The organism is Bradyrhizobium sp. 179 (assembly GCF_023073535.1).
Lineage (GTDB): Bacteria > Pseudomonadota > Alphaproteobacteria > Rhizobiales > Xanthobacteraceae > Bradyrhizobium.
Genome location: NZ_JADPJR010000116.1, coordinates 254,899 through 273,774, shown reverse-complemented (window position 1 = coordinate 273,774; position 18,876 = coordinate 254,899). Strand labels below are relative to the sequence as shown.

The window sequence follows — 18,876 nt, the reverse complement described above, 5'->3', positions numbered from 1 at the left end:
GCCGGGTAACCGGCCTGCCGCCGATCGCCTTCACTTCACGGCGGTCTTTTCGAACTGCCGCAGCATCGTGTTGCCGCGTTCGACGGCGGCATCGAGCGCCTGCTTGGCGGTCTTCTTGCCGGCGAGCGCCTGCTCGATCTCTTCCGACCAGACGTCACGGAGCTGCACCATGTTGCCAAGGCGCAGGCCGCGGGAATTCTCGGTCGGCTCCTTGTTGGTCAGCTCGAGCAGCGGGGTCTCGAGATAGGGCTGATCCTTGTAGAAGCCTTCCGCCTTGGCCTTCTCATAGGCCGCTTTGGTGATCGGCAGATAGCCGGAGGCCTTGTGGATATAGACCTGGCGGTCGGTGTCGGAGAGGAAGCCCAGGAACTTCGCGACGCCCTTGTACTCGTCGGCCGACTTGCCGCCCATCACCCAGAGCGAGGCGCCGCCGATGATCGAATTTTGCGGTGCGCCCTTCACGTCGGGATAATAGGGCATCGGCACGGCGGTGAAGGCGAACTTGGCCTGCGCCTTGACGTTGCCGAAGAACGCCGAGGAGGTCAGATAGAGCGGGCATTCACCCGACGTGAAGCGGCCTTCGCCGGTGTTGGTGCGGCCGGCATAATCGTAAGTCTTGTCCTTCTGGAGCTCGACCAGCTTCTCGAGGTGCTTGACCTGAAGCGGGCCGTTGAATTCAAGCACGGTGTCGAAGCCGTCGAGGCCATTGGCCTTGGTCGATAGCGGCACGTTGTGCCAGGCGGAGAGCTGTTCGAGATTGACCCAGGTGACCCAGGAATTGGAGAAGCCGCAGGTGGGGTGGCCGTTGTCGTGCAGCTTCTTGGCGGCGTCGAACACTTCAGGCCAGGTCTTCGGGATTGCGACGTTCGCCTTCTTCAGCTCGTCGAGGTTGACCCACATCACCGTCGACGACGAGTTGAACGGGAAGGACAGCATCTCGCCCTTCGAGGTCGAGTAATAGCCGGTGATCGCGGGCAGGTAGGCCTTGGGATCGAACTTCTCGCCGGTCTCGGCCATCAGCTTGTAGACCGGCTTCACCGCGCCGGTCGCCGCCATCATGGTGGCGGTGCCGACCTCGAACACCTGCATGATGTGCGGCGCATTGCCGGCGCGGAAGGCCGCGATGCCTGCGTTCATCGTGTCGGGGTAGTTGCCCTTGTAGGTCGGGATCACCTTGTAGTCGCTCTGCGACGCGTTGAAGTCGGTGGCGAGCTTGACGATGACGTCGTTGTTGGCGCCGGTCATCGCGTGCCACCACTGGATCTCGGTCACGGCCAGGGCCGGCGAGGCCATCATGCCAACCGTGGCCGCGACAGCCGCAGCCGCACCAAAATGTCGAAGAGCCATCAAGAAAACCTCCCTTGCCCGTCAATAAAGAAGCGCTTGCGCTAGCAGTGCCATATGACGTTCACATGACTGTGTAAGCGGCCGAAACGAAAGCGGCAAGCGCTGGAAAAGGGAAGCCGGAAAATAGGCGAAGGCGTGCGGGAGACCGCGCCGTGCGTTCGCGCTGCACACGCGTGCTCGCGCCGCAGTGCGGCATTGGATGACGTGAGTTGTCTATCAGGCGGCGGTCTCGAACACCTCTCCCGCTTGCAAGCGGGGAGGGTGCGCACCGCCGTTGCGGCAACGCTGAGGTCTATTTCACGAGGCCTCAGCGCTTGCGCTCGGGGCCGCAGACCACGCCCTTTTCGACCATCGCGTCGATCTCCGCCCTGGAGTAGCCGAACTCGCCCAGCACCTCCGCCGCGTGCTGGCTGAATTTCGGCGGCAGGCGGCGCAGGCTCGGCTTGCTGCGGTCGAGCCGGATCGGCGAGGCGACGCCCTTGTACCAATCCTTCTCGATGATATCGCCGCGCGCGATCGTGTGGGGATTCGTGAGTGCCTGGTCGATTTTCTGCACCGGGCCAGCGGGCAGGCCCGCCGCGAGCAGGCGGTTGCACAGCGGTTCGGCCTCGTGCTGGCTGAACACCGCGGCGAGCTCGGCGCGCAGCGCCTCGCGATTGGCGATGCGGTCCTTGTTGCGGGCAAAGCGCGGATCGGTGCCGAGCTCGGGCTTGCCGATCTCCTTGGCGAGCTTGCGGAAAGTGCCGTCATTGCCGACGCCGATGAAGATGTTGTCGGTTTTCGTCGGGAAGATCGCGTAAGGCACGAGGTTGGGATGCTCGTTGCCGGTGAGCGCAGGTGGCTTGCCATGCATGAAATAATTGGCGGTGTGCGGATGCATGATGGCAAGGCCGGTCTCGTACAGCGTCGTCTCCAGGAACTGGCCCTTGCCGGAGCGCTGGCGCTCCGATAGCGCCATCAGGATGCCGATCGCCGCGTACAGGCCAGTGGTGATGTCGACCAGCGGCACGCCGATCCGCATCGGGCCGCTCTCCGGAGAGCCGGTCGCCGCGATCATGCCGGTCATGGCCTGGATGATGGCGTCATAGCCGGGATTGCCGCCGCGCGGACCGTCGGCGCCGAAGCCGCAGATCCGGCAGTGCACGAGGCGCGGGAATTCTGCGCGCAGCACCTCGTTGCCGATGCCCCATTTCTCCAATGTGCCCGGCTTGAAGTTCTCGATCAGGACGTCGGCCGTCTCCAGCATCTTCAGCAGCACGGCGCGGCCCCCTTCGGAGGCGAGGTCGAGGCCGATCGAGCGCTTGTTGCGGTTGATGCCGACGAAATAGGCCGCATCCTCCTCATGGAAGGGAGGGCCCCATTCGCGCACCTCGTCGCCCGCCGGCGGCTCGACCTTGATCACGTCGGCGCCGTGGTCGGCGAGGATCTGGGTGCAGTAGGGACCGCCGAGCACGCGCGTGAGATCGATGACGCGCAATCCACTCATGGCACCCAGACCGGCTTCAGAACCCGCGGCTTCAGAATTCATGCCTTCGCTTCCCCTGTGTCGATGCTTGATCACAGGCCTAGCGAGGTTCGTGCATCCCAGCAATGGCTCCGCCCGTGGGGCCGTATGCGCCGCCGCAGCGCAATCCCGCGGAACGGCAAACCAATGGAAAGCAGCCAGCCCGAGGGGGATCTCGGGCCAGCCAATCCGCAATTGCGGTCAGACGACCGTCAGGCGAACGTCGACATTGCCGCGCGTGGCGTTGGAGTACGGGCACACCTGGTGCGCCTTCTCGACCAGCGCCTCAGCCTCGGCGCGAGCCAGGCCCGGCAGCGAGACGGCGAGATCAATGTCGAGACCAAAACCGCCCTCGGAGCGCGGGCCGATGCCGACAATCGAGGTGACGGACGCGTCATTGGGAACCTTGGGGCCGCCCTGCGACGCCACGAACTTCATCGCGCCGATGAAGCAGGCGGCATAGCCCGCCGCAAACAGCTGCTCGGGGTTGTTGCCGGCGCCGCCTCCGCCGCCGAGCTCCTTCGGCGTGGTCAGCTTGACGTCGAACGCGCCGTCGAGCGTTGCAGCATGGCCGTCGCGGCCGCCGGTCGCCTTGGCACTGGTCTTGTAGAGGACGTTCACGGACATTTTCATCTCCCTCGGGTTCGGGTGGACGCGATCTGTATCGCAGACAATTAGATTGCGCGCAACTCAAATTGCAATGCCTCACATTTAATTGTTTGCAATTGAATTTACGGCCGCCCGGCCCCACAATACGGGCAAATCCCGCGAGAGTCCCCATGGCCCGGAAACCATCGGCAGCGGACGCGCCGCTGCGGCTCGACAATCAGATCTGCTTCGCGGTCTATTCGGCCGCGCATGCTTTCAATCGTGTCTACAAGCCGCTGCTCGACCGGCTCGGCCTGACCTATCCGCAATATCTGGTGATGCTGGTGCTATGGGAGCGCGACGACGTACCGGTCAGGGATATCGGCGAGAAGCTGTTCCTGGATTCCGGCACGCTGACGCCGCTGCTCAAGCGGCTCGAGGCCGCCCATCTCGTGAGGCGCACCCGCTCGAGCGAGGACGAGCGTCAGGTGCTGATCGCCCTGACGCCGCAGGGCCACGCGCTGAAGGACAAGGCACGCAGCGTGCCGCAATCCATTCTGGCGGCGTCGGATTGCTCGGCGTCGGAACTGGTCGCAATGAAGGACGAGATCGTCGCATTGCGCGACCGGCTCAATGCGGTGATCGGGGAGTAGGGAAGTTCGTCAGAGCCTAGGAAAGCCGCTTCTTCGTGAAGGCGCGGCCGGAATGAGACTTCAGGTACTTTTCAAACGCCAGAGCTTTGTACTTGTCGGGGAAGGCGCAGTACCAGATCAGTTTCCAAGGCTTATACTTAGCGGTGTGGCTAGATTTGCCGGCATTGTGTTCCGGAATTCGCCGCTTCAAATCTTCCGTGGCGCCGATGTATTCCTGATCAGGAAAGTCAACGCTTTGGAGAATGTAGACGTACCACATTGACGGCTATCGCCTGGGTAGTCGTTAAGTGGGCGTCGCACCAGTCCGTCTTCGCCCCTTCGGGCTACGCCGGACACCACGCTTCACCCTTCGGGCTCTGCGTGGCTGCGCCACGCAGAGCCCGAAGGGCGAAGCGTGGTGGAGCCAGGCGGGATCGAACCGCCGACCTCTTGCATGCCATGCAAGCGCTCTCCCAGCTGAGCTATGGCCCCTTAACTTAGACCGGATGAACCTGGTGGATCACCCCAACCGGCGAGCCCTGGTGACTCGCGCGGTGCACCCTTTTTCACAGATCAGGGCTGATCTCAAGTCTCTTCATCACCTCCGACATCACCAATGATGTCGGTCACGTCCTCATCGCCCTCTTCGTCGTCGGCAATGAAGGTCGAATCGTCGTCATCGTCGTCCTCGATGGTCTCGTCGACCTCGATGTCGTCCTCGGACTCCGGCACGACGGCCTTGACCTTGCCGGTGTTCTCCTCGGCGTCAGCCTCCTCGAGCGAGACCAACTCCTCGGCCTCTGCCGGCTCCGGCGTCGTGTCCGGGGCCATGCTGCGGGCCTCGGCGCCGCGCGACGCACGTGCGGGCGCAACCGGGGCGATCGGCACCACTTCGCCGGTATAGGGCGAGATCACCGGATTCTTGTTGAGGTCATAGAACTTCTTGCCCGTGGTCGGGCAAATACGTTTAGTTCCGAGTTCGGACTTGGCCACGGCAGGAATCCTGGGAATGTCTGAAAAGCGGTGCTTCACTTGGCTAGTTGGCGGCCCGCTGTCAATAGCGCATTACGGGAGAACGACATCCCCGTGACGGGGCACGGACCATGTGGTACCTGCCCCCAGCCCCTTAGGGGCGCATCCAAGGACACAATCTTGACCCATTCCGACCAACCGCGGCCGCTGCAGTCTCGCGCCAGCGGCCCCCTGACCGGGAAAGTACGGGTACCCGGTGACAAGTCGATCTCCCACCGCGCCCTGATCCTGGGGGCGCTCGCGGTCGGCGAGACCCGGGTTTCGGGCCTGCTCGAGGGCGAAGACGTCCTCAACACCGCCAAATCCATGCAGGCGCTGGGCGCCAGGGTTGAGCGCACCGGCGATTTCGCCTGGACGGTGAACGGCGTCGGCGTCGGTGGCTTCGCCCAGCCCAAGGCGGCGCTGGATTTCGGCAATTCCGGCACCGGCTGCCGCCTGGTCATGGGCGCCGTCGCGGGATGCCCGATCTCGGCGGTGTTCGACGGCGACGCCTCGCTGCGCAGCCGCCCGATGCGCCGGATCCTCGATCCACTCGAACAGATCGGCGCCAGGGTCGTGTCGGGCAGCGAGGGCGGCCGTCTGCCGCTGGCCCTGCAGGGCGCGCGCGATCCGCTGCCGATCACCTACAAGACCCCGGTCGCCTCGGCCCAGATCAAATCGGCCGTGCTGCTCGCGGGCCTGGCTGCGCCGGGCACGACCACGGTGATCGAGACCGAGGCGAGCCGCGACCATACCGAGCTGATGCTGCAGCATTTTGGTGCCGCCATCACCTCCACGAAGGAAGGGCAGCACAGCCGCCGCATCACGCTTCAAGGCCAGCCAGAGCTGCACGGTGCCAACGTCATCGTGCCGGCCGACCCGTCCTCGGCGGCCTTCCCCGTCGTTGCCGCGCTGATCGCCGAGGGCTCCGACGTCGTCCTGTCGGACGTAATGACCAATCCGCTGCGCACCGGCCTGTTCACCACGCTGCGCGAAATGGGCGCCTCGATCGAGGAGAGCGACGTGCGACGCGACGCCGGCGAGCCGATGGCCCAGCTGCGCGTGCGCGCGTCGAAGCTGCGCGGTGTCGAGGTGCCGCCGGAGCGCGCGCCCTCGATGATCGACGAATACCTCGTATTGGCCGTCGCGGCCGCTTTCGCCGAGGGCACGACCATCATGCGCGGCCTGCAAGAGCTGCGCGTCAAGGAATCCGACCGGCTCGAGGCCACGGCCGACATGCTTCGCGTCAACGGCGTCAAGGTCGAGGTCTCCGGTGATGATCTGATCGTTGAAGGCCGCGGTCACGTGCCCGGCGGGGGCGTTGTTGCCACCCACATGGACCATCGCATCGCGATGTCCGCGCTGGTGATGGGTTGCGCGTCCGACCAGCCGGTCGGCGTCGACGACACCGCCTTCATCGCCACCAGCTTTCCGGATTTCATTCCGATGATGCGTTCGCTAGGGGCCGAGTTTTCATGATCATCGCCATCGACGGGCCCGCAGCCTCGGGCAAGGGGACGCTCGGCAAGCGCCTCGCCCACCATTACGGTTATCGTCATCTCGATACCGGCGTCATCTATCGCGCAGTGGCTTACGAGCTGATGCAGTCCGGTCACGATCTCCGCGACGAGGCAGCCGCGGTCGCGGCGGCGCTGGAACTCGACCCCGAAAAGTTCGGCAATCCCGTCCTCAAGACCCAGACGGTCGGCGAGGGGGCCTCCATCGTCTCGGCCATTCCGAGAGTCCGCGAGGTCCTGGTCAATTTCCAGCGGCAATTCGCCGCCGATCCGCCCGGCGCCGTGCTCGATGGCCGGGACATTGGAACCGTGATCTGCCCCCATGCCGACGTGAAGATTTTCGTCGTCGCCGACCCCAGGGTCCGCGCTCACCGCCGGACCATGGAGGCGCGGGCGCGGGGGGAAGAGGCGGACGAGGCGGCCGTGCTCGCCGACATCATCCAGCGCGACGAGCGCGACAAGAACCGGCCGATTGCGCCTTTAAAGCCGGCGCCGGATGCTTACTTGCTTGATAACTCCCAACTGGATATAGAAGGCGGCGTCCGGGCCGCCATCGACATTATCGAGGCCGTCCGAGCGGGCCGGTCGCGGGGTTAAGCCGCAGCCGTCATTGGAGGAAGCGCCCGCTCCCGCTCTTTGAGGTCGATAACCTTCGGTCCCTATTTGGGGCCGACGCGATCCAGGCTCCGGACAAGAATTTCCACGTATCGAACGCGCGGGCCTCAGCCGGCCCGCTTCCGCTGCTCCAGCACCGAGCCGGAGCCGCGAGCGGTCGCTCGAAGGTCTTGCGGACCTTCCGACACTGCGTGTGCGATGCGCCCATGAACCCAACGGCCGGCAAGACTTCCGCAACTGGAGAACAAATGGCTTCGACTTCTGCTGATACCTATAGCCCCTCGCGCGACGATTTCGCCGCGATGCTCGACGAGTCCTTCGCAGGCGGCAACCTGCAGGAAAGCTCCGTCGTCAAGGGCAAGGTGGTTGCAATTGAAAAGGACATGGCCGTCATCGACGTCGGCCTGAAGACCGAGGGCCGCGTTGCCCTGCGCGAATTTTCCGGCCCCGGCCGTGACAGCGAGATCAAGGTCGGCGACGAGGTGGAAGTGTTCCTCGATCGCATCGAGAACGCCCTCGGCGAAGCCGTGCTGTCGCGCGACAAGGCGCGCCGCGAAGAGAGCTGGGGCAAGCTCGAGAAGGCGTTCCAGAACAACGAGAAGGTCAACGGGGTCATCTTCAACCAGGTCAAGGGCGGCTTCACCGTCGACCTCGACGGTGCCGTGGCCTTCCTGCCGCGCTCGCAGGTCGACATCCGTCCGATCCGCGACGTCGCGCCGCTGATGAACAATTCGCAGCCGTTCCAGATCCTCAAAATGGACCGCCGTCGCGGCAACATCGTCGTGTCCCGCCGCACCGTGCTGGAAGAGACCCGCGCCGAGCAGCGTCAGGAGCTGGTGCAGAATCTCGAAGAGGGTCAGGTCATCGACGGCGTGGTCAAGAACATCACCGACTATGGTGCGTTCGTTGATCTCGGCGGCATCGACGGCCTCCTGCACGTCACCGACATCGCCTGGCGCCGCGTCAACCATCCGACCGAGGTGCTCTCGATTGGCCAGACCGTGAAGGTCAAGATCATCAAGATCAACCACGAGACGCACCGCATCTCGCTGGGCATGAAACAGCTCTTGGATGATCCGTGGCAGGGCATCGAAGCCAAGTACCCGCTGGGTGCCCGCTTCACCGGCCGCGTCACCAACATCACCGACTACGGCGCGTTCGTCGAGCTCGAGCCGGGCATCGAAGGCCTGATCCACGTCTCCGAGATGTCGTGGACCAAGAAGAACATGCACCCCGGCAAGATCGTTTCGACCTCGCAGGAAGTCGACGTGCAGGTGCTGGAAGTCGATTCCGTCAAGCGCCGCATCTCGCTCGGCCTCAAGCAGACCATGCGCAATCCCTGGGAGGTCTTCGTCGAAGCTCACCCGACCGGTTCGGTGGTCGAAGGCGAGGTCAAGAACAAGACCGAGTTCGGTCTGTTCCTGGGTCTCGAAGGCGACGTCGACGGCATGGTCCACCTCTCCGACCTCGACTGGAAGCTTCCGGGCGAGCAGGTGATCGACAACTACAAGAAGGGCGACATGGTCAAGGCCGTGGTGCTCGACGTGGACGTCGAGAAGGAGCGCATCTCGCTCGGCATCAAGCAGCTCGAAGGCGACCCCTTCGCGGAGCCCGGCGATGTCAAGAAGGGCGCGGTCGTGACCTGCGAAGTGCTCGAAGTGAAGGAGAGCGGCATCGAGGTGAAGATCGCCGGTACCGACTTCTCGACCTTCATCAAGCGCTCGGAGCTCGCCCGTGACCGCAACGACCAGCGCGCCGAACGCTTTGCCGTCGGCGAGAAGGTCGATGCCCGCGTGATCCAGTTCGACAAGAAGGCCCGCAAGGTCCAGGTGTCGATTAAGGCGCTCGAAGTCGCCGAAGAAAAGGAAGCCATCGCGCAGTACGGCTCCTCCGATTCGGGTGCGACGCTCGGCGACATCTTGGGCACCGCGCTCAAGAACCGCGACAACAAGTAAGCGAAACGCACGTTTCGCTGCATCGAAGCCCCGGCGCGAGCCGGGGCTTTTTGTTGCGTGCTCGCGGCCCGGATGGAGCGCAGCGTCACCCGGAAAGTCCTTCCTCGGCCGACGATCCCGGATTGCGCTTCGCTCCATCCGGGCTCGGACGGGCCTTGTTTTCTTCAAATTGCGCCGCAATTGATGTATCGAGAATAAGCCGATGGTTACGCTGTGACGGCACAACGCGCTCCGTCTTTCATTTTGGAGATATTCCGATGTCGCTCGATTCGGACATCATCGTCGATCGCCGCAGGATCCGCCGCAAGCTAACGTTCTGGCGCGTGATGGCCGCGTTGATCGCGGTCGCGGCGATTGCGAGCTTTGCACTGATCGCGACACCAGGTGCGCGCGGCACGTTCGCGTCTGCCGGTTCGATCGCGCGCGTCCACATCGAGGGCCTGATCCGCAGCGATTCCGATCGCACCCAGGCGCTGGAGCGGCTGGAGAATTCGCAGGCCGCTGCCGTCATCGTTCACGTCAACTCCCCGGGCGGCACCACCGCCGGCTCCGAGCAGCTCTACGATTCGCTCACCCGGTTGAAGGCGAAGAAGCCGCTCGTCGTCGTGGTCGAGGGCCTCGCCGCCTCCGGCGGCTACATCACCGCGATCGCCAGCGACCACATCATCGCCCAGCAGAGCTCGCTGGTCGGCTCGATCGGCGTGCTGTTTCAATACCCCAATGTCTCCGAGTTGCTGAAGACCATCGGCGTCAAGGTCGAGGAGGTGAAGTCGTCGCCGCTGAAGGCCGCGCCCAACGGTTTCGAGCCCACCAGCCCCGAGGCGCGGGCCGCGCTCGATGCGCTGGTGAAGGATTCCTACGCCTGGTTCAGAGGCCTGGTGAAGGAACGGCGTGGCATGGATGACACGCTGCTCGAGAAAGTGGCCGATGGCCGCGTCTTCACCGGCCGTCAGGCGATCGATCTCAAGCTGATCGACCAGATCGGCGACGAGAAGACGGCGGTGACCTGGCTGGTCGAGCAGAAGGGCGTCAAGAAGGGGCTCAGCGTGCGCGATTACAAGCTCGAGCCGCGCTTCGGCGATCTGCCATTCCTCAAGACGGCCGCCGCTGTGACGCTGGAAGCGCTGGGTTTGAGCTCGATTGCGCATCAAATCGGGCAAACCGGCGTCGCGCAGGCGGTCGATCGGTTCGGAATGGATGGAATGCTGGCCCTGTGGCAGCCGGCCGCGTCAAACTGACTGGAACCGAGGCGAGCGTGCGGGGGTTTTCCCGCGTGACGGGTGCCGGCACAGCCTGCTTTTTCGGCATTTGTCACGTATTTTCACGACGCTCAATCTTGATTTAGCGTCTTGACAGATCAAGGTATTTTCACGGAAATGGTCATCCGCACGCTCCCGGGTCCTATCTCTCGATGATCAAATCCGAACTTGTTCAGCGTATCGCCGAGCACAACCCGCATCTGTACCAGCGGGATGTCGAGAACATTGTGAATGCGATTCTCGAAGAGATCGTAGCGGCCCTCGCACGCGGTGATCGCGTCGAGCTGCGCGGCTTCGGTGCCTTCTCGGTCAAGCATCGCCCTGCACGCGCCGGGCGTAATCCGCGCACCGGCGCTCATGTGCCTGTCGACCAGAAGAGCGTTCCGTTCTTCAAGACCGGCAAGGAAATGCGCGAGCGGCTGAACCGCGACCATCCGGATCCCGGCGCGGCAGATTGAGCCCGGCGTCAGGATTTTCTGCGGTCGCGCATGATGCGGCCGCAAGCTTGATTCAAGGCGAGCGAAGCGAGATGCGAAAGTTCCTGACCGCGCTGATCGTGATTCCGCTGGGCCTGCTCCTGCTGGTTTTCGCCATCGCCAACCGGCATTTCGTCACCGTCTCCTTCGATCCCTTCATGTCGGCCGACCCGTCGCTGTCGGTCACCTTGCCGCTGTTCCTGCTTTTGATCCTGGTCGCTGCCCTTGGCGTGCTGACGGGTGGATGCGCGGCCTGGCTCGGCCAGTGGCACTGGCGGCGCGCGGCGCGCCGGAATGAGGCGGATGCACGAGCTGCCAAGGGCGAACTGGCCGATCTGCGGGCCCAAATGGCCGCGGCAAGGGCCGAGTCCCAGCGCCTCCCCGTCCCCTCGGGGGTCGGCCTTTACGGGCCCATCGGGCGAGACAAGCAGCGCGCGACGTTGTAGAAGCGGCCGCAACCGAAGCCCTGTTTTCCGGCCGCGGGCCCGCGGCCTCCATCCGCTTTGAGACCATGTCCCTGCTCGTCAAAATCTGCGGCCTGTCCACGCCCGAGACGCTTGAGGTGGCGCTCGAGGCGGGTGCCGACATGGTGGGGTTCGTGTTCTTTCCGCCGTCGCCGCGGCACCTGTCGCTGGAAGCGGGACGCGATCTCGGCCGCCAGGTGAAGCGCCGTGCGCTCAAGGTCGCGCTGATCGTCGATGCCGACGATGCCATGCTCGACAACATCATGGACGCGCTGTCGCCGGACATTCTGCAGCTCCATGGCAAGGAGAGCGTGGCGCGGCTGCGCGACATCAAGCAGCGGTTCGGCCGTCCGGTGATGAAGGCGTTGCCGGTCGCCACATCTGCCGATCTCGCGGTGCTGCCCGGCTACGCCGCAGTCGCCGACCGCATCCTGTTCGATGCGCGCGCACCGAAAGATGCAACCCGCCCCGGTGGTCTCGGCGCCCCCTTCGACTGGCACCTGCTCCAAAATCTCGATGTGAGCCTGCCCTATATGGTCTCGGGCGGGCTTCACGCCGATAACGTTGCGGAAGCCATCCGCGTCACCGGAGCCGGCGGCGTCGACGTCTCCTCCGGTATCGAGAGCGCTCCGGGCGTGAAAGATCCGGAGATGATCAAGGCCTTCATCCGCGCCGCGCGCGCCAGCCAAGATACGAGCCAAGAGTTGAGTGTCCGATGAACGTCGCCAAACCCAATTCCTACCGTAGTGGCCCCGACGAGCGCGGCCATTTCGGCATTTTCGGCGGCCGCTTCGTCGCCGAAACCTTGATGCCGCTGATCTTCGATCTGGAGAAGGCCTATACCGAAGCCAAGGCCGATCCGGCGTTCCAGGCCGAGATGAACGGCTACCTCAAGAACTATGTCGGCCGGCCCTCGCCACTTTATTTCGCTGAGCGCCTGACCGAGCATCTCGGCGGCGCCAGGATTTATCTCAAGCGCGAGGAGCTCAACCACACCGGCTCGCACAAGGTGAACAATGTGCTCGGCCAGATCATGCTGGCGCGGCGCATGGGCAAGAAGCGCATCATCGCCGAGACCGGCGCCGGCCAGCACGGTGTTGCCACCGCGACGCTATGCGCTCGCTTCGGCCTCGAATGCGTGGTCTATATGGGCGCTGTCGACGTCGAGCGGCAGCAGCCCAACGTCATCCGCATGGAGATGCTGGGCGCCAAGGTGATGCCGGTGCAGTCAGGCACGCGCACGCTGAAGGACGCCATGAACGAGGCGCTGCGCGACTGGGTCACCAACGTGCACAACACGTTCTATTGCATCGGCACGGTGGCGGGCCCGCATCCCTATCCGACGCTGGTGCGCGACTTCCAGTCGATCATCGGCAACGAGACCAAGACGCAGATGCAGGAGATCGAGGGCCGCTTGCCGGACTCGCTGGTGGCCTGCATCGGTGGCGGCTCGAATGCGATGGGCCTGTTCCATCCGTTCCTCGATGATCCCTCCGTCGAGATCTTCGGCGTCGAAGCCGCCGGCCACGGGCTCACGCAGCTGCACGCCGCCTCGATCGCGGGCGGCCGTCCCGGCGTGCTCCACGGCAACCGCACCTATCTTCTCATGGATGCGGACGGTCAGATCCAGGACGCGCATTCGATCTCGGCCGGTCTCGACTATCCCGGCATCGGCCCCGAACATTCCTGGCTGCACGAGGTCGGGCGCGTCAAATATCTCTCCGCGACGGACGACGAAGCACTCGCTGCGTTCCAATTGCTGTCGCGGCTGGAAGGCATCATTCCCGCGCTCGAGCCGGCGCACGCCATCGCCAAGGTGATGGAGCTCGCGCCGAAGCGGCCTGGGGATCACCTGATGGTCGTCAATCTCTCCGGCCGCGGCGACAAGGACGTCCCGCAAGTCGGCGACATCCTGAGGGGCAAGAAGTGACCACGCGTATCGACACCCGTTTTGCCGAGCTGAAGAAGCAGGGCCGCCCGGCGTTCGTGACCTTCCTGATGGCCGGCGACCCTGATGCGGCGACGTCGCTCGAGATCATCAAGGCGCTGCCGAGGTCGGGTGCCGACGTGATCGAGATCGGCATGCCCTTCACCGATCCGATGGCGGATGGTCCGTCGATCCAGGCCGCGGGTCTGCGCGCGCTCAAGGCCGGCATGACGCTGAAGAAGACGCTCGAGCTCGTGCGCGGCTTCCGCAAGGACGACAACGCGACGCCGATCGTGCTGATGGGCTATTACAATCCGATCTACATCTACGGCGTCGACAAGTTCCTGGCTGACGCGAAGAGCGCAGGTGTCGATGGCCTCATCATCGTCGATCTGCCGCCGGAGGAAGACGACGAGCTGTGCCTGCCGGCGATGAAGGCCGGCCTCAACTTCATCCGCCTGGCGACGCCAACCACCGACGACAAGCGCCTGCCGGCCGTGCTCGCCAACACCTCGGGCTTCGTCTACTACGTCTCGATCACCGGTATCACCGGAGCGGCGGCTGCGGACTCCTCGGCGGTGGGCGAAGCCGTTGCCCGCATCAAGCGACATACCAAGTTGCCGGTCTGCGTCGGCTTCGGCATCCGCACGCCGGAGACAGCCAAGGCGATCGCCTCGCATGCCAATGGCGCCGTAGTTGGCACAGCGCTGGTCGATGCGCTCAAGAACAGCCTCGACGCCGAGGGGCGAGCGACCGATAAAACCGTTGACGCCGTCGCCGAGCTGACGGCGGCCCTGGCCCGGGGCGTCAAGGGGGCGCAGCAAGCGGCGGAATAGGCCATAGTTCCGCTTTAGCTCTTAAGTTTGAGCATGATCTTGTCGGAAAACCGCTTCACACTTTTCCGGATCATGCTCTAAGGCAGGCGATACGGCGGCTTGCCGGGCAGCGGCCCGGCCGCCATATATTCTTCAGGCGACCCGCGAGGCGGTTCGCGCATCGGAGCAAAGCATGAACTGGCTTACCAATGTGGTCCGGCCGAAGATCCGCAACATGCTGCGGCGGGAGACGCCGGAGAATCTGTGGATCAAGTGTCCGGATTCCGGACAGCTCGTGTTCTACAAGGACGTCGAGGCCAACCAGTTCGTCATCCCCGGCTCGAACTACCACGTGCGCATGGGCGCGGTGGCGCGGTTGAAGTCGATCTTCGACAACGAGACCTGGTTCGACGTCGCGCTGCCCGAGGTCACGCCCGATCCGCTCAAGTTTCGCGACGAGAAAAAATACGTCGACCGCATCAAGGATGCGCGCGCGCGCACCAACCTCAACGACGCGATCAAGGTCGGCTACGGCAAGCTCGAAGGCTCCGCCGTCGTCGTCGCCGTGCAGGACTTCGATTTCATGGGCGGCTCGCTCGGCATGGCCGCGGGCGAAGCCATCGTGCGCGGAATGGAGCTCGCGGTTGAGAAGAAGTCGCCATTCATCGTGTTTGCCGCATCGGGCGGCGCGCGCATGCAGGAAGGCATTTTGTCGTTGATGCAGATGCCGCGCACCACGGTGGCGGTGCAGATGCTGCGTGAGGCAAAACTGCCCTATATCGTCGTGCTGACCAATCCGACCACCGGCGGTGTCACCGCGTCCTACGCCATGCTCGGCGACGTGCACATCGCCGAGCCCGGCGCGTTGATCGGTTTCGCCGGCGCGCGCGTGATCGAGCAGACCATCCGCGAAAAGCTCCCCGAGGGGTTCCAGCGCGCCGAGTATCTGAAGGAGCACGGCATGGTCGACATGGTCGTACATCGCCACGAATTGCGTCCGACCCTGGCACGGCTCTGCCGCCTGCTGACCAAGGCGCCGGCGCAGGAAGGCGCGTCGAAATCGGTGCAGCCGGTCGCGAGCCCCGCGCAGATCGTATCGGCCGCCGAGACGGCGCCGGCTGCGCCCCACGCGTGAACGCGTCCTCTGACAGCACAAAGCCGCCGCTCGGCGAACTGATCGGGCGGCTGTCGGCCCTGCATCAGAAACGCATCGATCTCGGGCTCGAGCGGATGCATCGTCTGCTCGCGCGGCTCGGCCATCCCGAACGCAAGCTGGCGCCGGTGATCCACATCGCCGGCACCAACGGCAAGGGCTCCACCCTCGCCTATCTGCGCGCGACGCTGGAGGCCGCGGGCTTGCGCGTCCACGCCTATACCTCACCCTATCTCGTCCGCATCAACGAATGCTTCCGGCTCGGTCGCGTCGGCGGCGGCGTGCTCGTCAGCGACGATGAACTGCGCACTGCTCTGGAAGAGATCGAGCGCGTCAATGCCGGCGAGGCTGCGACATTGTTCGAGCTGAAGACCGCCGCGGCTTTCCTCTTGTTCGCACAGAATCCGGCCGATGTCGTGCTGCTCGAAGTCGGCCTCGGCGGCCGGCTCGATTCGACCAATGTGGTCGATGCGCCGGCGGCCTGCGTGATCACGCCTGTCAGCATGGACCACATGGACTTCCTTGGGTCGACCCTGACATCGATCGCCGGCGAGAAGGCCGCGATCATCAAGCGTGGCGTGCCCGTGATTTGTGCCGAGCAGGCTGCCGAGGCGATGACCGTGATCGAAGCACAGGCCAGGCGCATGCGCGCGCCGCTGTTTGCGGCGAACGAAAGTTGGCACGTCAATGTCGAGCGCGGACGTCTGGTCTATTCCGACGATCGCGGCCTGATGGATCTTGCGGCGCCGCGCCTGTTCGGACGCCATCAGTTCGACAATGCCGGCCTTGCAATCGCGACGCTGCGCGCCCTCCCGGGGTTCAAGATCAACCAGACGGCGTTCGAGGCCGGTATCGTCGGGGCGGAATGGCCGGCACGAATGCAGCGCATCACCTCGGGGGAGCTGCTCTCTTGGGGACCGCACGGCTCGGACATCTGGCTCGATGGTGGGCACAATGCGGAAGGCGGCCGCGTGGCCGCCGCCGCGCTCGGTGATCTCGAAGAGCGGGTGTCGCGGCCGCTGGTCGTCATCGCCGGCATGATGGCCAACAAGGACGCGCGGGGTTTTCTTGCCAATTTCGCCGGGCTTACCCGTCACATCATCGCGGTGCCGATCCCTGATGCCGAGAACGCGATGCCGGTCGACCGCCTGGCGGACGCCGCGCGCAGCCTCGGCATGCGCGTCGAGCCCGCGCCTGGCATCGAAGCTGCGCTGCGCGCATTGGCGAAGCTCGCCTACGAGGTGCCGCCACGCATTCTGATCACCGGCTCGTTGTATCTGGCCGGCCACGTGCTCGCAATCAACGGCACGCCTCCTGCATAGCGACTACGGTGACCACGATGCGTTTTGCTGCGATTGCCGACGTCCACGGAAACTACCTCGCGCTCGAAGCGGTGCTCGCCGATATCCGCACCCTCGGCGTTGCCGACGTCGTCAATCTCGGCGACATGCTGAGCGGGCCGCTCGATGCGCGCAGGACGATCGAGATCCTGATGAGGCTCGACGCCGTGCACGTGCTTGGCAATCACGACCGCTATCTGCTCGACCGCGCTCCGGAAAAGATGGGCTCGTGGGATCGTCCCGCCCATGCGCAGATCGACGCCGCGCAGCTCGACTGGCTGCGCGCGCAGCCGATGACACGGGTCTTCCGAGAACAGGTGTTCCTTTGCCACGCGACGCCCGGCAGCGACGAGGTGTACTGGCTCGATACCGTGCGTCCCGACGGCACGGTGGCGCTGTCGCCGCTCGATCGCATCGAACCATTCGCGCAAGGCATCACGCAGTCGTTGATCCTCTGCGCCCACACCCACCTTGCACGGGCCGTGCGCCTGCGCGACGGGCGGCTGATCGTCAATCCCGGCAGCGTCGGCAGTCCCGGCTTTCGGGACAAGCATCCATTCCCGCATGTCGTCGAAGCCGGCACGCCGCACGCGCGTTATGCCGTTCTCGAACTCGCTGACGGCGCTTGGCAGGTGACGTTGCGCCACGTCACTTATGATCACGAGGCCATGGCCGCGCTGGCGCGACGCAACAATCAGCCCGAACTGGCGAATGCGCTGGCGACGGGGTGGATCAAATAGCTGTGGCTACTTCACTTCAATAACTTCATCGGATCGGCCACTTTCTGCGCCAACTGCTCGAATGTGCATTGCCGCGGTGCCTTGTCGGGACGCCAGCGCAGGATCGAGGTGCCGTGGCGGAAGCGTTCTCCGCTGAAATGGTCGTAGCAGACCTCGATCACCAGCTTCGGCTTGAGCGGACACCATTTGGCCGAGCGCTCGGTGGACCAGCGGCTCGGTCCGCCCGGCGCGTTGCCGGTAAAACCGGGCTCGCCAATCAATGCCTCCAGGCAATCGGTCAGCGCCGGCTTCTCCTGCGCCTTGATCGCCGAGGTGAAGCCGACATGGTGCAGCAAGCCCTTGTCGTCATAGAGCCCGAGCAGCAGCGAGCCGACCACGTTGCGGCCGCCGATCTTGTTGCTGGCATAGCGGAAGCCGCCGACAACGCAATCGGCGCTGCGAAACTTCTTGATCTTCTGCATGCCCTCGCGCGTTCCCGCCTGGTAAGGCAGGTCGACGCGCTTGGCGATGACGCCATCCGAGCCGCCGCCCGACTGCGCCAGCCATTTTTGGGCGGTGGTGTAGTTCGTCGTCGCCGGCGAGAGACGGAAAAGGCTGTTCCTCAAATGATCTTTCGCAAATGCTTCCAGGACCGGGCGCCGCTCGCTCAGCGATTTTGCGGCAAGCTGCTTCTCCTTGGCTGTTTCGAGCAGGTCGAAGACGAGGTAGAGCGCCGGCGTATCCTGCGAGAGTTTCTTCACGCGGCTTGCCGCGGGATGGATTCGTTGCAGCAATGCGTCGAAGGAAAAGCCCTTGCCGTGCGGCACGACGATCTCGCCGTCGAGCGTGAAACGATCCGCTTTCAGGCTCAGCGCGGCGGCGACGATCTCAGGAAAATAGCGCGCGAGATCCTCGCCGGACTTCGAGCGGAGATCGACGTCGCTGCCACTGCGCGCCAGCAAGCAGCGGAAGCCATCCCACTTCGGCTCGTACTGCCACTCCTTGCCGCGCGGGATCGCCTCGACCGACCTCGCCTCCATTGCTACGAGTAAGGTCGATTTTCGGGCGCGTTTTGCGGGAGGGGCTGGCAAGGGAAGGGACTCGTCCTACGCTGAACATGTCCCGTCAACGCAAAACGGCCGGCTTTCGCCGGCCGCTTTCGAAAATAATCCTGCGCGAGGCGGATCAGACCGCGGAGGTGATCCACTGCTGAAGCTTCGCCTTCGGCGCCGCGCCCACCTGGCGGGAAGCCATCTCACCGCCCTTGAAGATCATCAGGGTCGGGATCGACATGACGCCGTACTTGGACGCGGTCTTCGGACTCTCGTCGACATTGAGCTTCACGATCTTGACCTTGTCGCCCATCGCGCCGGCGATCTCGTCGAGGGCGGGCGCGATCATGCGGCAGGGGCCGCACCATTCGGCCCAGAAATCGACGACCACGGGGCCGTTCGCCTTGAGCACTTCGGTTTCGAAATCGGCGTCGGAAACCTTGCTAACGGCCATTGGAGTACCTCACTCTGTTGAAAGAATCGGCGCGACCTGGAATCGCGC

General features: G+C 64.4%; 20 protein-coding genes and 1 tRNA gene. 13 read left to right on the top strand and 8 right to left on the bottom strand.

All coding sequences use genetic code 11. The annotated features are described in order from the left end of the window. Window positions 1-30: 30 nt before the first annotated feature. From ugpB to IVB12_RS28000, 3 genes are all read right to left on the bottom strand, one after another. Window positions 31-1,347, bottom strand: a complete 1,317-nt coding sequence (ugpB, locus tag IVB12_RS28010; protein ID WP_247303924.1) for a sn-glycerol-3-phosphate ABC transporter substrate-binding protein UgpB — start codon at window positions 1,345-1,347, stop codon at window positions 31-33. Between the two features lie 307 nt (window positions 1,348-1,654). Beyond that, the gene (locus IVB12_RS28005) at window positions 1,655-2,875 is read right to left on the bottom strand and encodes a CaiB/BaiF CoA-transferase family protein (RefSeq protein ID WP_247303923.1); all 1,221 of its coding nucleotides are present in this window, start codon (window positions 2,873-2,875) and stop codon (window positions 1,655-1,657) included. 177 nt (window positions 2,876-3,052) lie between these two features. Next, a complete protein-coding gene (locus IVB12_RS28000; RefSeq protein ID WP_247303922.1) occupies window positions 3,053-3,478 on the bottom strand; it encodes an organic hydroperoxide resistance protein in 426 nt (141 codons plus the stop codon). A gap of 152 nt (window positions 3,479-3,630) precedes the next feature. Between IVB12_RS28000 and IVB12_RS27995 the strand changes: the two genes are divergently transcribed. Then, window positions 3,631-4,092 (top strand): MarR family transcriptional regulator, encoded by a 462-nt coding sequence (locus tag IVB12_RS27995; protein WP_247303921.1) that lies wholly within the window; start codon window positions 3,631-3,633, stop codon window positions 4,090-4,092. Window positions 4,093-4,108: 16 nt separating this feature from the next. Here the strand turns inward: IVB12_RS27995 and IVB12_RS27990 are convergent, their stop codons facing one another. The 3 genes from IVB12_RS27990 to IVB12_RS27980 all read right to left on the bottom strand — a co-directional run bounded on the left by IVB12_RS27990 (window position 4,109) and on the right by IVB12_RS27980 (window position 5,064). Beyond that, window positions 4,109-4,351, bottom strand: a complete 243-nt coding sequence (locus tag IVB12_RS27990) for a GIY-YIG nuclease family protein (RefSeq protein WP_247276524.1) — start codon at window positions 4,349-4,351, stop codon at window positions 4,109-4,111. Between the two features lie 136 nt (window positions 4,352-4,487). Next, window positions 4,488-4,563, bottom strand: a tRNA-Ala gene (locus IVB12_RS27985). A gap of 93 nt (window positions 4,564-4,656) precedes the next feature. Further along, window positions 4,657-5,064 (bottom strand): TIGR02300 family protein, encoded by a 408-nt coding sequence (locus tag IVB12_RS27980; RefSeq protein WP_247303920.1) that lies wholly within the window; start codon window positions 5,062-5,064, stop codon window positions 4,657-4,659. Between the two features lie 159 nt (window positions 5,065-5,223). Between IVB12_RS27980 and aroA the strand changes: the two genes are divergently transcribed. The 12 genes from aroA to IVB12_RS27920 all read left to right on the top strand — a co-directional run bounded on the left by aroA (window position 5,224) and on the right by IVB12_RS27920 (window position 17,343). Next, window positions 5,224-6,561: a 3-phosphoshikimate 1-carboxyvinyltransferase gene (gene aroA / locus IVB12_RS27975; protein ID WP_247303919.1), complete on the top strand. Its 1,338-nt coding sequence runs from the start codon at window positions 5,224-5,226 to the stop codon at window positions 6,559-6,561. Beyond that, window positions 6,558-7,196: a (d)CMP kinase gene (gene cmk, locus IVB12_RS27970; RefSeq protein WP_247303918.1), complete on the top strand. Its 639-nt coding sequence runs from the start codon at window positions 6,558-6,560 to the stop codon at window positions 7,194-7,196. The genes aroA and cmk overlap by 4 nt, the downstream gene beginning before the upstream one ends. Before the next feature lie 266 nt (window positions 7,197-7,462). After that, entirely contained in the window at window positions 7,463-9,169 is a 1,707-nt protein-coding gene (gene rpsA, locus IVB12_RS27965) for a 30S ribosomal protein S1 (RefSeq protein WP_247276520.1), read from the top strand. Window positions 9,170-9,426: 257 nt separating this feature from the next. Then, on the top strand, window positions 9,427-10,407 hold the full coding sequence (gene sppA, locus IVB12_RS27960) for a signal peptide peptidase SppA (RefSeq protein WP_247303915.1): 981 nt from the start codon (window positions 9,427-9,429) through the stop codon (window positions 10,405-10,407). A 173-nt stretch (window positions 10,408-10,580) separates the two neighbouring features. Then, a complete protein-coding gene (locus tag IVB12_RS27955; protein WP_008539997.1) occupies window positions 10,581-10,886 on the top strand; it encodes an integration host factor subunit beta in 306 nt (101 codons plus the stop codon). 71 nt (window positions 10,887-10,957) lie between these two features. Then, entirely contained in the window at window positions 10,958-11,350 is a 393-nt protein-coding gene (locus tag IVB12_RS27950; protein ID WP_247303913.1) for a lipopolysaccharide assembly protein LapA domain-containing protein, read from the top strand. A 65-nt stretch (window positions 11,351-11,415) separates the two neighbouring features. Continuing rightward, a complete protein-coding gene (locus IVB12_RS27945) occupies window positions 11,416-12,087 on the top strand; it encodes a phosphoribosylanthranilate isomerase (RefSeq protein ID WP_247303911.1) in 672 nt (223 codons plus the stop codon). Continuing rightward, window positions 12,084-13,298 carry a tryptophan synthase subunit beta gene (gene trpB / locus IVB12_RS27940; RefSeq protein ID WP_247303909.1) on the top strand — a complete coding sequence of 405 codons (1,215 nt, stop codon included), beginning with the start codon at window positions 12,084-12,086 and terminating at the stop codon, window positions 13,296-13,298. The genes IVB12_RS27945 and trpB overlap by 4 nt, the downstream gene beginning before the upstream one ends. Next, window positions 13,295-14,131, top strand: a complete 837-nt coding sequence (gene trpA / locus IVB12_RS27935) for a tryptophan synthase subunit alpha (protein ID WP_247303908.1) — start codon at window positions 13,295-13,297, stop codon at window positions 14,129-14,131. The genes trpB and trpA overlap by 4 nt, the downstream gene beginning before the upstream one ends. Before the next feature lie 172 nt (window positions 14,132-14,303). Continuing rightward, window positions 14,304-15,245: an acetyl-CoA carboxylase, carboxyltransferase subunit beta gene (accD, locus tag IVB12_RS27930; RefSeq protein ID WP_247303905.1), complete on the top strand. Its 942-nt coding sequence runs from the start codon at window positions 14,304-14,306 to the stop codon at window positions 15,243-15,245. Beyond that, window positions 15,242-16,585, top strand: a complete 1,344-nt coding sequence (locus IVB12_RS27925) for a folylpolyglutamate synthase/dihydrofolate synthase family protein (protein ID WP_247303903.1) — start codon at window positions 15,242-15,244, stop codon at window positions 16,583-16,585. The genes accD and IVB12_RS27925 overlap by 4 nt, the downstream gene beginning before the upstream one ends. A gap of 17 nt (window positions 16,586-16,602) precedes the next feature. Further along, window positions 16,603-17,343 (top strand): metallophosphoesterase family protein, encoded by a 741-nt coding sequence (locus tag IVB12_RS27920; protein ID WP_247303901.1) that lies wholly within the window; start codon window positions 16,603-16,605, stop codon window positions 17,341-17,343. Between the two features lie 11 nt (window positions 17,344-17,354). On the opposite strand, the gene IVB12_RS27915 is transcribed toward IVB12_RS27920, so the two are convergent. Both IVB12_RS27915 and trxA read right to left on the bottom strand, forming a co-directional pair. Further along, on the bottom strand, window positions 17,355-18,362 hold the full coding sequence (locus IVB12_RS27915) for an ATP-dependent DNA ligase (RefSeq protein ID WP_247303900.1): 1,008 nt from the start codon (window positions 18,360-18,362) through the stop codon (window positions 17,355-17,357). 145 nt (window positions 18,363-18,507) lie between these two features. Beyond that, the gene (gene trxA, locus IVB12_RS27910; protein WP_074121876.1) at window positions 18,508-18,828 is read right to left on the bottom strand and encodes a thioredoxin; all 321 of its coding nucleotides are present in this window, start codon (window positions 18,826-18,828) and stop codon (window positions 18,508-18,510) included. Between the last annotated feature and the right edge of the window lie 48 nt (window positions 18,829-18,876).